This window comes from Paenibacillus sp. GCM10027626 (assembly GCF_042676285.1).
In the GTDB taxonomy this organism is placed as follows: Bacteria; Bacillota; Bacilli; order Paenibacillales; family Paenibacillaceae; genus Paenibacillus_Z.
The window spans coordinates 164664-176559 of record NZ_JBHTHC010000002.1; the positions used below are offsets into that span (position 1 = coordinate 164664).

The 11896-nt window shown below is 48.9% G+C and carries 15 protein-coding genes; 14 read left to right on the plus strand and 1 reads right to left on the minus strand.

The window, feature by feature from the left end:
• Window positions 1-130: 130 nt before the first annotated feature.
• From ACFQ0N_RS04530 to ACFQ0N_RS04570, 9 genes are all read left to right on the plus strand, one after another.
• On the plus strand, window positions 131-715 hold the full coding sequence (locus ACFQ0N_RS04530; protein ID WP_379323272.1) for a histidine phosphatase family protein: 585 nt from the start codon (window positions 131-133) through the stop codon (window positions 713-715).
• Between the two features lie 363 nt (window positions 716-1078).
• A complete protein-coding gene (locus ACFQ0N_RS04535) occupies window positions 1079-2305 on the plus strand; it encodes a hypothetical protein (RefSeq protein WP_379323274.1) in 1227 nt (408 codons plus the stop codon).
• 123 nt (window positions 2306-2428) lie between these two features.
• Window positions 2429-2611 carry an IDEAL domain-containing protein gene (locus ACFQ0N_RS04540; RefSeq protein WP_379323276.1) on the plus strand — a complete coding sequence of 61 codons (183 nt, stop codon included), beginning with the start codon at window positions 2429-2431 and terminating at the stop codon, window positions 2609-2611.
• Window positions 2612-2766: 155 nt separating this feature from the next.
• Complete coding sequence (locus tag ACFQ0N_RS04545) at window positions 2767-3189, plus strand: DUF2487 family protein (protein ID WP_379323278.1); 423 nt, start codon at window positions 2767-2769, stop codon at window positions 3187-3189.
• 251 nt (window positions 3190-3440) lie between these two features.
• Window positions 3441-3974, plus strand: coding sequence for a Rieske (2Fe-2S) protein (locus ACFQ0N_RS04550; RefSeq protein ID WP_379323280.1), 534 nt, complete (start codon window positions 3441-3443; stop codon window positions 3972-3974).
• A 17-nt stretch (window positions 3975-3991) separates the two neighbouring features.
• The gene (qcrB, locus tag ACFQ0N_RS04555) at window positions 3992-4663 is read left to right on the plus strand and encodes a menaquinol-cytochrome c reductase cytochrome b subunit (RefSeq protein WP_379323282.1); all 672 of its coding nucleotides are present in this window, start codon (window positions 3992-3994) and stop codon (window positions 4661-4663) included.
• A 22-nt stretch (window positions 4664-4685) separates the two neighbouring features.
• Complete coding sequence (locus tag ACFQ0N_RS04560; RefSeq protein WP_379323284.1) at window positions 4686-5576, plus strand: c-type cytochrome; 891 nt, start codon at window positions 4686-4688, stop codon at window positions 5574-5576.
• Between the two features lie 57 nt (window positions 5577-5633).
• Complete coding sequence (locus ACFQ0N_RS04565) at window positions 5634-6272, plus strand: DUF1405 domain-containing protein (RefSeq protein WP_379323286.1); 639 nt, start codon at window positions 5634-5636, stop codon at window positions 6270-6272.
• Window positions 6273-6325: 53 nt separating this feature from the next.
• Complete coding sequence (locus ACFQ0N_RS04570) at window positions 6326-7222, plus strand: sporulation protein YpjB (protein WP_379323288.1); 897 nt, start codon at window positions 6326-6328, stop codon at window positions 7220-7222.
• Window positions 7223-7231: 9 nt separating this feature from the next.
• On the opposite strand, the gene ACFQ0N_RS04575 is transcribed toward ACFQ0N_RS04570, so the two are convergent.
• Complete coding sequence (locus ACFQ0N_RS04575; RefSeq protein WP_379323290.1) at window positions 7232-8098, minus strand: YitT family protein; 867 nt, start codon at window positions 8096-8098, stop codon at window positions 7232-7234.
• Between the two features lie 127 nt (window positions 8099-8225).
• Between ACFQ0N_RS04575 and ACFQ0N_RS04580 the strand changes: the two genes are divergently transcribed.
• The 5 genes from ACFQ0N_RS04580 (at window position 8226) to bshA (ending at window position 11864) form a co-directional block, all read left to right on the plus strand.
• Window positions 8226-8561: a nucleotide pyrophosphohydrolase gene (locus ACFQ0N_RS04580; RefSeq protein ID WP_379324255.1), complete on the plus strand. Its 336-nt coding sequence runs from the start codon at window positions 8226-8228 to the stop codon at window positions 8559-8561.
• Window positions 8562-8654: 93 nt separating this feature from the next.
• Window positions 8655-9458, plus strand: coding sequence for a 4-hydroxy-tetrahydrodipicolinate reductase (gene dapB / locus ACFQ0N_RS04585; protein WP_379323292.1), 804 nt, complete (start codon window positions 8655-8657; stop codon window positions 9456-9458).
• A 36-nt stretch (window positions 9459-9494) separates the two neighbouring features.
• On the plus strand, window positions 9495-9911 hold the full coding sequence (gene mgsA / locus ACFQ0N_RS04590; RefSeq protein ID WP_379323294.1) for a methylglyoxal synthase: 417 nt from the start codon (window positions 9495-9497) through the stop codon (window positions 9909-9911).
• Window positions 9911-10627: a bacillithiol biosynthesis deacetylase BshB1 gene (bshB1, locus tag ACFQ0N_RS04595; RefSeq protein WP_379323296.1), complete on the plus strand. Its 717-nt coding sequence runs from the start codon at window positions 9911-9913 to the stop codon at window positions 10625-10627. Before mgsA ends, bshB1 begins: the two co-directional genes overlap by 1 nt.
• A gap of 76 nt (window positions 10628-10703) precedes the next feature.
• Window positions 10704-11864: an N-acetyl-alpha-D-glucosaminyl L-malate synthase BshA gene (bshA, locus tag ACFQ0N_RS04600; RefSeq protein WP_379323298.1), complete on the plus strand. Its 1161-nt coding sequence runs from the start codon at window positions 10704-10706 to the stop codon at window positions 11862-11864.
• The last annotated feature ends 32 nt before the right edge of the window (window positions 11865-11896 follow it).

Consider the following 11896-nt stretch of genomic DNA (forward strand, 5'->3'; position numbering starts at 1 on the left):
CTGGAGATTTTTATTTTTATCGACATATAATATACCTAGCTTATAGTTATAGAGGAATAAACATAGCGAAAGCGCCCAAAACGGGCGTCAGCCGTTACTTCTTGTGAAGAAGGAAGGGGGAAGACCGACAATGCGGATCGGCTTGATTCGTCATGGAAGAACAGATTGGAATGCTTTAGGGAAAATTCAAGGACAAACGAATATTTCGCTCAATGAGGAAGGGAGACGTCAGGCTGAAGCCCTGGCAGAGCGCTTGTACCGGGAAAAAGATGAGCAGAAGTGGGATGCCATCGTTTCGAGTGATTTGTCCAGAGCGGCGCAGACGGCAGAAATTATTGCAAACAGGCTGGAAATACCGCTGCTTCCGGCAGAGGCGCGCCTGCGCGAGCGCAATTTTGGCATCGTCGAAGGGACGACAGAGGAAGAACGGCTGTCCCGTTGGGGCAAGGATTGGCGGCAAGCAGACGTAGGCCAGGAAACGGACGGGCAACTCCGCACACGCGCCCTAAGCTTTATTAACGAGCTGGCTGAGCGGTATCCGCAGCAAAATATTTTAGTGGTCACTCACGGTAGCTTGCTGGCGCAGTTGCTGAAAGGAATGTGCGAATCATTAGAAAATAAGCCCATTGTCAATATGGCCTTTTCGATTATGCGGCAGGGGGATGACGGCTGGGAGCCGCTGCTGCATAACTGTACGCTTCATTTAGAGGAATAGAGGGCCGATATTTTGATTTTATAGCATTTATAAGTTTCACTCGATAAATGCTATAAAATTTCAGGGGAAGAAACTTGCCTCGCGCCAAGGACGGCGTCAGCCGTTTCTTCTTAGTGATATAGAATTTATAAACTTTTAGCTGATAAATTCTAAGTATCACCCTGAGAAACGCACCCGTCTAATTAAAGACGGTGGAACCGTTTCTTCTTGGCTCATTACATATTAGTGAACAAGGGGAATCCCGCAGGAGACGATCTAATCGCCATGCCTGCCCGGGATTCTTTTTTTTGGCTTGATGTTATTAAATCAGTTTATTGTTCCCATAATGGTAGTACAACAGGGCAGATGAATGGAGGGTGGGCAATGAACTTGGCGGATATGCTGGGATATGCAGATATCGGACAATTGGGGCGAATCGCAAATACGTACCAATGCGAATGCAATGGCCATTCCAAAAACGAGCTTATCCAGTCCATATTGCAAGCGATTGGTCGGCGCGACGTCTTTGAAAATCAGATTAGTACGATGAAAATGGAAGATTTGCGTTTTATGAATTCCTTGCTGTTTGATCCAAGAAACGCTTTTAGTCTGGAAGAGCTAATTGCTAGAGTGCAGCAAAGCAAGTTCGATAACGGAACTGAGTGGCAAGCTGAGGATGCATCTGCTTCAGAAGCTTTAACAGAGCGCGGTGCAAGCGGAAAAGCGGGTAAAACGGGGAAAAGAAGAAAGCAGGCAAAAGCCGAGCAGCCTGCTCAGCCGCCAGGCCCGCGGGATACAATTATACGTTTTAAACATTACGGCTGGCTGTTTAACGGTCATGCGGGACCAGACCGCTATTTGTTCCATATACCCTCTGACGTAAAAATAAGATTCCGCGAAGCGCTGGAACGGCGTTTGGGCCTCGAGCTTCAATATTTGCACGACGAGCCCGATGCATATCGGGACGAGCAGCAATTGCTGGGCGAGGATGTAGTCGAATTGCTTACTTATGTACATCATAATGAAATTTCGCTAACTGTCGATGGGATGATGTACAAGCGCAATGTGCTGCAGATGATGGAGCGCTTTGGCATCAGGGAGGAGCTTCCGGCCAGGGGAGAATGGCGCTTCGGTTATGGACGCCGCATGAAGGAATATCCGGATCGGATGTCACTGCTCTATGATTACTGTTATTACAAGGGCTGGATATCTGAGCAGCAAGCACTGCTTGCCTTAACTCCTGCCGGGCAAGAGCGCCAAATGAAGAAGCTGCCGGAAGCTCCGGATGAGCTATATCGGTTCTGGCTGAGGCTCTATAAAAACGCAATACCGAATTTGCGTTCACTCGTTTATTGGATCGACCGGCTTGCCGCTAAATGGGTTAGTGCCGATTCGTTAAAAAAGGCGCTGATGCCTTACATTCGGCCTTACTACTACGATAAGTCAGATGCCATTTTTGAACAGCGGATCGTCGCGATGATGCTGCATCTCGGGCTGTTGAAGCTCGGAGAGCATGAACTTTGCGGCAGAGTGATTCGCGCTACTCCGCTAGGCAGAGCGGTTGTAGCCGGCCTGAATCTGGATGATGATGAAGCACTTGTTTTGGAATAAGCCGCCTGAGATGTTAGACATCCGCACATTCAGTCGGAGCAGGGCCAACATAGGATACGGCGCTATTTCGAATTGAATATGATTGAATAGGATCTCTGTAGCGAATACTTGGAGGTGTATCCTATGGATAGAATGAAAGTGGCAAATGAAGCGTTATTGGGTTTAGCTGCTGAAATGGTGCTTGATGAAGCACTGCTGAAATTTCGATCGGAACAAATCTATCAAGCGATTGACCAGGCGCTTGCGACAGGGGACAAAGAAAGGTTTCAACGGCTGACAGAAGAGTTGAAGACGCTTGGAGACTAGACGGGAACAAATAAAAATACATGACAAAAAGCCTTGTACAGTTATGATAGGAGTGAGGTCTTGCTCCGCAATTCATACAAAACAGGGCTTTTTTTTGTCGGAACAACATGATAGGATGAAGAAGTTGGTACATATTAATAAGGGATAGGTGGATAATGAAGTTTAGCGAACTGACTCCTGATCAATGGGCAAGCCTGCAGCCTTATCTGGATACCGCAGTTTTGCCGGTTACCGGACTGGCGGGAAGTGAAATGCCATTTGAGGCGACCGAGGCGCTTGAGTCCTTGAGAGATGTGCTTGATGTCCTGGAAATTCCCTTCAAAGGCAGAATCGTGACATACCCGGCCTGCCACTATTGCCAATGGGACGAGCCAGGAGCGAAGCAGATCGACAATCTCTGCACCAGCTTGAAGGAGGCCGGATTTCGGCATGTTATCGTCGTGACTGCATTTCCGGTTGCGGCTGAAGAGGCTGTGAAGTCCTCCGCCGATCTCGTGATTGGAATGACTGCAGCCGGAGAGCCGCCAACAGCGGAAGAAGTAAGCCGGCAAGTGCGCGAATTGTGGCTAACAAAGTAATTGTGGCAGAGAATTAGGAGAGTTTTTGAATAAGGTGTGAACGGTTGGGGAAAAACAATGCCAGATGAGGTCAAATGTGACAAAATAATAACAAATTTAAAAACCGATTTTGTTACGTTATGATTATCTCCTTAGCATTCTTGACGCTCCATAGCACCTAGGCTATTATAAGTAATGTCCTAGTTCGTCATTCGTTTTGCCGTTTTCTGGCAGAACGCAAGATATGGTTGGCAAAGGGGGTAGAACAGAAGATGAGTAACCACGAACAACACGATAATGAACATCAGCCGGTGAAACGGAAGGGAATGTCGCGCCGTCAATTTTTGTCGTATACGCTTGGCGGAGCAGGTGCATTTATGGCTGCTGGCATGACGCTTCCTATGATTCGTTTTGCGGTTGATCCGATTTTGAAAAAGAAAGAAACCGGTTCTTTAATTAAAGTGGTTGAGGAATCGAAGATCACGAATGAACCGCAGGAATTCAAATTCAATATTCACCAGATTGACGGTTGGTACGTGAGCGACCCCGAGCTGGCCGCTTGGATCACCAAGGACGAGAAAGGGGAAATTTTTGCGCTTTCTCCAGTGTGCAAGCATCTCGGCTGTACAATCGGCTGGAACACGAACAACAACAATCAATATGTTTGTCCTTGTCATGATGCGCACTATACGAAAGAAGGCAAAAACTTGACCGTGGCTCCAAAGCCGCTTGATGAGTATGAAGTGCAGCTAAAGGACGGCTGGGTTTACCTCGGACCGATTAAAGCTAATACACGAGTAAAATAAGGAGGGCGTAACTTCAGATGTTTAAAAGCATTTACAATTGGATTGACGAACGTGTTGATATTACGCCGATGTGGAGGGACGTTGCGGATCATGAAGTTCCGGAACATGTTAACCCTGCGCACCATTTCTCTGCATTCGTGTATTGTTTCGGCGGTCTGACGTTTTTCATTACGGTTATTCAAATTCTATCCGGTATGTTCTTAACGATGTATTTCGTGCCGGACATTATCAACGCTTACAAAAGTGTTGACTACTTACAACATAAAGTGGCCTTCGGCGGTATTGTACGCGGAATGCACCACTGGGGCGCAAGTCTTGTTATCGTCATGATGTTTCTGCATACATTGCGCGTGTTCTTTACAGGCTCCTATAAGGCGCCTCGCGAAATGAACTGGGTTGTTGGTATGCTGATCTTCTTCATCATGCTCGCTCTGGGCTTCACAGGCTATCTGCTGCCTTGGGATAACAAAGCTTACTTCGCCACAAAAGTTGGTATTCAGATTGCAGAATCTGTACCGTACATCGGTGTCTATATTAAAGAATTGATGCAAGGCGGCGAGATCGTCGGTGCAGAAACGCTCACGCGCTTCTTTGCGATTCACGTCTTCTTCTTGCCAGGCGCGTTGCTTGCGCTTCTTGCGGCTCACTTCTTTATGATCCGGAAGCAAGGCATTTCGGGACCACTATAAGCCGAAGGGAGGCAATTTGTGAATGGCACACGGCCACAATTCGAAAGAAAAAGTCGTTTATGTCGGTGACTCCCGCGTTCGCAAAAAACCGGGCGGTTATGATACAGTTCCGCCAGACTACACAGCCTATCCAGGCAAATCGGAAGCTTTCGTTCCGAACTTCCTGCTTAAGGAATGGATGGTAGGCGTCGTTGTACTTGTCGGATTTCTTGTATTGACAATTGCGGAGCCGGCGCCGCTGGGCTATCCGGCAGACCCGACTAACGCAGCATTTATTCCGATGCCGGACTGGTACTTCCTGTTCCTGTATCAATTTTTGAAATATCCGTACGTTTCGCAAGACTATGTCGTTCTGGGTACGATCGGCATTCCTGGTATTGCCTTTGGCGCTTTGCTGCTTGCTCCATTTTTGGATACAGGCAAGGAACGCCGTTTCTACAGACGTCCTGTTGCAGCGACGCTAATGTTTATGGCGCTCATCTCGGTGTTCTACCTGACTAAAGTGTCATGGGATCACTACACGCATGAGCTGGAAAAAACGAACACGGTTCCGGAGCATAAACTCCGTGAGGAAAGGGCCCGCGAAGCAGCAGCTGAAGCGGCCAAGAAAGGAATCAAGCCTGGCCAAGAGGTTGCTGTTGTTCCGATCGTGGACAAGAACGACCCGGCGGTTGACATTTTGAAAGCGCGTTGCGTCGGCTGTCACGGCAATGATTTGAAAGGCAATGAGAGCGCAGGCATTCCCGGCTTCAACGGCATCGGCGATCGCCTCTCGAAAGAGGAGATCGTTGATATTGTAACGAACGGCAAGGGCGGCGGTAAAATGCCTGCACAGAAGGAATCGATGAGCGCTGAAGAAATCGATCAAGTTGCTACTTGGTTGGCTAAACAAAAGGCACCTGCTGAAAAATAAAGCAGATTAAAAACCTGATCGCAGTAGCGGTCAGGTTTTTTTCAAGGAGTTGAAGCTGTGGCAAATTTGTCCTTTTTATGGAGTCGTGCATTGCTTACCAATCGCAACTTTTTATGGCTGCTTCTCATCTGCAACGGCTTAGGTACAATTTATGGCTACTACTGGTATGGAGAACAGCTGATTGATACATATAAGCATAATCCTGCCTGGCAGCTTGTGTTTGTGCCAGACAGCCCGACCGCAAGCTTATTTTTTACTTTGGCGCTGCTTTATCTGTTGTTTCCTTTAAAGGAGACCGCGAGCACAGGGGCAAAATGGCTGCGCTATATCATCGAGGCGCTTGGAGTTGTAACCTCGATTAAATACGGGATTTGGGCAGTGGCCATGATTGTAGCCGGCTGGATGAAAGGCGGTCCAGTTTATTGGGAGCATTACATGCTGATCGTGTCCCATTTGGCGATGGCGGTCGAGGCGCTGCTGTTTACGCGCTTTTTTGCCTTTGGCAGAATGGCGGCCGTCGTAGCGACAGCCTGGCTGCTGTTAAACGATACAATGGATTACACCTATAACATTTATCCATGGCTGCCGCAAGCTTTGGACGATATAATTGGAGCTGTGCGCAACTTTACGGTCGGACTGACGATCTTCAGCTTCTTGCTTACTTTGCTGGCGCTTGCCTTTGCCAAGCGGCGATAATAAGGCATATATTTGGACATCCCCCCATACGGTAGTATTGGGGGGATGAATCTATGAGAGCGTCAATATTAGGTTTATTGCTGACTGTCATCTTAATAACATCTGCAGCCTGCTCAGATGCTTCTGCCCGAGTGATGGCCAAGCAGACTAACAGTTTGCTTCAGGAGAAAACGAAGAGTGGGATGAAGCAGTTGAACACATTGGCAGATCAATTGTATATGGCAGCGAATGAGGGAAATCGTCAGGTGGCCTTCTCGGCCATCGTGCGGCTCGAGAAGGCTGCGGGTGACATGCTGCTTCGTCAGACAGGCCAAGCGGCAGGCTGGAAAAGCTTGGAGCAGAGTATTGCCGCAGCCAAAAAGCAGCTGAATAAAAACTTGGGAAAAGGTGCGTTTATGCAAGCGGCGCGCGTCAAGCTGGCCGTAGATGCCCTTCAGCAGCAATCGCCGTTGTGGCTGCAATATAAGACGGTGCTGCAGGACGATCTGGCGAGGGCAAGACGGCTGCCGGCTGTTAATGCTATAACGCTGGTGGAGATGTTTCAACAGCATGTCGAGCGCATTGAGGTCGCGGCGTTAATGACAAGACCGCCCGAGCAGATAGAAGAGCTGCAGGAACAAATCTTGAATACGAAGCAGGTTCTTCGTTATGCAGCAGATGACCCGGCACAGTCTCATTTGGTCGGATACGCGCTCACTGTACTCGAGCAATCAGCCATGGCGCTCTTCGCATCGCCATCCGCTGCAGGCGATGACGCCGCGGCGGTTATTGCGGCCCCGCTGCCCCCGAATGGGGAGCCAATCCCTGCCCGCGAGCTGCTTATGACGATGTTTCTTGCTTCCTTGGTTATGGGGGTGCTTGGTTTTGTAGGCTGGCGCAAATTTAGGCAGGATGAGCTGTACAGCACATCGCTGCCGCCGTCAAAGCCGCCGCGAACGCGTTATTTTTAAAAAGCTTCTCTATTCCTCCTTGAAGCCCTCTCCGAGCACATCATGTACATCTGAAATGACGATGAAAGCATACGGGTCGATACTGCGTATCAATGTCTTCAACTGTCGAATTTCGTGACGGGCGACAACGCAGTAGACGACCTGTTTTTTATTGCCGGAATAAGCGCCTCTGGCATCAAATAAAGTAACGCCCCGCTCCATCTCCTTGGTAATTAGAGCGGCAAGTGCATCGCCATGATCGGTGAAGACGGAGAAGGACTTGGCGGCATATGCGCCTTCTTGAATAAAATCGATCACCCTGGACGCGATAAAAACTGCAACGAGCGTATAGAGCACCTTTTCCTTCGGAATGTATAAAAAGGAAGAGGCGATGATAATGACATCAAGCGTTAAAATAATTTGCCCCATGCTGTAGCCGCGCATTTTGGAGACAATCCGTGCGAGTATATCCGCCCCACCGGTCGTGCCGCCAAAGCGGAAGACGATGCCGAGCCCGGCTCCTAAAGTGACGCCTGCATAAAGCGCGGCCAAAATCGAATCATTGGCAGTATGAAAGGGAATAATCCAACCAAGCGCAATGCAGCGTTCCATAATGGCCAAAAACAAAGTGAGCGCCGCTGTTCCGTATATGGAGTAGGCGATTTGCCGCCCGCCCAAAATGCGCCAGCCAATAAGAAATAACGGTATGTTTAAAAGCAGGGTGGATAGCGACAACGGCCAGCCGAACGCATAATTGAACAGCACTGCTATGCCGGTAACGCCGCCTTCCATCAATTGATTCGGAATAATAAAATAATTAAGGCCAAAGGCGTAGATCGCAGTGCCAAGCGTTATTGGCAGCAAATCGTTCAGTTTTGTTTTTAGTTTTATGTACATTGCCGCGCCCCCCGTTCACGCTGTTTTACATAGTATGTCTAATTATTCGACAATTGAAAAGCATTGTTTTCAAAGGCGCTTTACGTTAACATATGGAGAGAACGGAAGTTTGGAAAGGGCTGTAACGATGGCAGAAAAATCATTGGCAGAGATACAACGCGAAGTCGATCGCTATATATCGCAATATAAGGAAGGCTATTTTAGCCCGTTGGCGATGCTGGCTCGAATGACCGAGGAAGTGGGAGAGCTTGCTCGCGAAGTCAATCATCAATTCGGCGAAAAACCGAAAAAGGCTGATGAAGCTGACAATTCCATTGAGATGGAGCTTGGCGATATATTATTTCTTGTTTGCTGTTTTGCGAATTCATTGAATATCGATATGACAGAAGTACATAACAAGGTCATGCACAAGTTTGCTACGCGCGATGCATCGCGCTGGACCCCGAAAAATGTTGAACCGTAAATAGACTCCTTACATATGCTGTACCAATACCTCTTGGGAGAGATGGTTCTGTGAGCGGAGTCTTCTTATAAAAGAAGGAACAGGTGATAGAAGATGGTAGATAAAATAAGAGTTGCAGTCATTGGCGCAGGGGGCCGGATGGGGCGTGAAGTAGTCAAAATGGTGCTCCAGGATGAACAATTGGAGCTGGCAGCGGCAGTCAGCCCGTCATCGGCCGGAATCGACGCGGGAATATTAGTCGGAGCAGGGGCGTGCGGCGTAACGATATCGCCTGATTTGGAAGCGGGTCTGGCAGACGCCAGAGCCGATGTCATGGTTGATTTTACCGTTCCGCAGGCAGCATACGGGAATACGAAGACGGCCATTCTTCATGGGGTTCGTCCGGTTATTGGCACAACCGGGTTTACTCCGGAACAAATCGACGAGCTGGACAAGCTTTGCAGGGAGCGCGAGCTCGGCGGCCTGATCGCGCCGAACTTCTCGATCGGAGCTATTCTAATGATGCAATTTGCCGCGCAAGCGTCGAAATATTTCCCACATCTTGAAATTATTGAGTACCATGGCGATCAGAAGCTGGACGCGCCTTCAGGCACTTCGGTCAAGACGGCTGAATTGATCTCTGAAGTCCGTCAGGAGCTTCGCCAAGGCAATCCGAAAGAGGAAGAAACGATCGAAGGCGCGCGCGGCGGATACTACAATGGCTTCCGCATTCATAGCGTTCGTTTGCCAGGTGTATTTGCGCAGCAGGAAGTTATTTTCGGGGCATTCGGACAAACGCTGAAAATCCGCCACGATTCTTATGACCGTGCAGGCTATATGCCCGGTGTAGCAGTTGCCGTAAAAAAAGTAATGACCTACAGCGGATTAATTTATGGCTTTGAGCATGTAATGGATTAATTAAATCATTTAGGGGTAGAAGAGGGGAACTTCGTCATGAATATTGCGTTTATTGCCCATGATCGAAAGAAAGAAGAAATGGTCAATTTTGTTATTGCTTATGAACCTGTGTTTCACGGACATAATTTGTTTTCAACAGGGACGACTGGCATGCGCATCATGGAGCATACCGATCTTTCGATTCATCGCTTTATGTCCGGCCCGCTTGGCGGCGATCAGCAGATAGGTGCATTGGTTGCCCAAAATGAAATGGATCTCATTATCTTTTTGCGCGATCCATTGATGGCTCAGCCCCATGAGCCGGATATTATCGCTTTGCTTCGCTTATGCGATGTGCAGGGCATTCCTGTGGCGACGAACGTCGCGACTGCCGAACTGCTGGTGAAGGCAATGCAGCGCGGAGATTTTGCCTGGAGAGAGCTTGTCCATAAATATAAACCGGGTGAACGATAATGAGTATATATATCCCAACAGGCCAGACGGTCGATATTCTCGCCTTTGGCGCCCATCCTGACGATGTGGAAATCGGGATGGGGGGGACGATCAGCAAGCATACTGCTGCAGGCGTGAAGGTGGCGATATGCGATCTTACGCGTGCAGAAATGTCCTCTAACGGCACAGTGGAAATTAGATGGCAGGAAGCGGCTGTTGCAGCTGAGTTATTAGGGGTGGCAGAACGTTCTGTACTTAATCTGCCTGATCGCGGATTAACGGGCGCGGCTGAGCAAATTGAAGCCATTGTGCGAGAAATTCGGCGTTTGCGGCCGCGAATTGTGTTTGCTCCATACTGGGAGGACCGTCATCCCGATCACGGGGCATGCAGCCGCCTTGTAGAGGAAGCGGTCTTCAATGCAAAGCTGCGCAATTACTTGCCGGAGCTGCCGGCCGTTCAGGTGGAGCAGCTTCTGTTCTATTATATAAATGACAGTGCAGATGTGTCTCTGCTTGTTGATGTAAGCGGGCAGTATAACCAAAAGCGCGCTTCGCTCCGCGCCTACAAATCGCAATTTATGGGTGCAGGGGCCGGGGAGGATCGCGTAGCTACTCCTTTAACCGACCGGTATATTGAACGGGTGGAGGCGCGGGATATGCTGCTTGGCCAGACGAAGCATTGGCAGTACGCCGAAGGCTTTGCCATAAAGCGGCCTCATGTTGTCGAGCTGTTTTAATTTCTCATAGAAGTGAATATGAATTCTTGAAGGTTATATTTTTGGTTGAACGTGAAAGACGCTGGAGGTGGAACTAATGGCAAGACCTCTGAAAATTGGAATTACTTGCTATCCTACGCTGGGAGGCTCTGGCGTAGTTGCGACAGAGCTTGGCAAGCTGCTGGCTGAGAAAGGCCATGAGATTCATTTTATTACACATAGTATACCGTTCCGCCTAGGGCAATTTCATAAAAATATTTTCTATCATGAAGTAGAGGTTAGCGATTATTACGTTTTCCGTTATCCGCCGTACGACCTGTCCTTGGCAAGCAAGATGGCGCAAGTGGCGAAAATGCAGCAGCTCGATTTGCTCCACGTTCATTACGCCGTTCCGCATGCGGTCTGTGCGTTTCTTGCAAAGCAGATGGCCGGAGACGGCCTGAAGACAGTGACGACCCTGCATGGGACCGATATTACAGTGCTGGCCCAGGACGAAACGAACAAAGATTTAATCAGGCTGGCCATTAATTCCAGTGATGCAGTGACGGCAGTGTCGCAGGATTTAATCCGTGAAACGCGCGAATTGCTGGATATTTCAAGACCGATTGATTTGACCTATAACTTTGTCGACAAACGGATTTATTATCCGCGGCAATGCGCTTCGCTGCGCAGCGATTTTGCCAGCCGCAATGAAAAAATATTAATGCATATTTCCAATTTCAGGCCGGTGAAACGAGTAAGCGATGTAGTAGACGTATTCGCTAAAATGGCCGATAAGGTGCCTAGTCGGCTGCTGCTTGTCGGTGAAGGTCCGGATTTGCCGAAAATACAGCATAAAATAAGGGAAATGAACCTGGAGGACCGCGTCCATTTCCTTGGCAAGCAGGATGATGTAGCCCACGTCATTTCTATTGCCGATTTAATGCTACTGCCTTCGGAGAAGGAGAGCTTCGGACTGGTGGCGCTTGAGGCGATGGCATGCGGTGTTCCGACGATCGGTTCGCTTGCTGGAGGAATTCCCGAATTAGTGTCGCATGGCGAGACAGGATATTTGTCGCCGATTGGCGACACCGACGACATGGCTGCCAATGCTGCCCGGCTGCTGCTGGATGAAGAGCTGTACAATAAGGTTCGTCAGGCTTGCCTGCATCGCGCACGGACCCAATTTTGCAATGATTTAATAACAGCCGAATATGAACGAATTTATTATCGCGTGCTTGGGATTGAAGCGCATATTCCGCAGCCTGTCTGCGATTAACTGAATATGCGGCCCCGGGAAGGAGGAGCGGC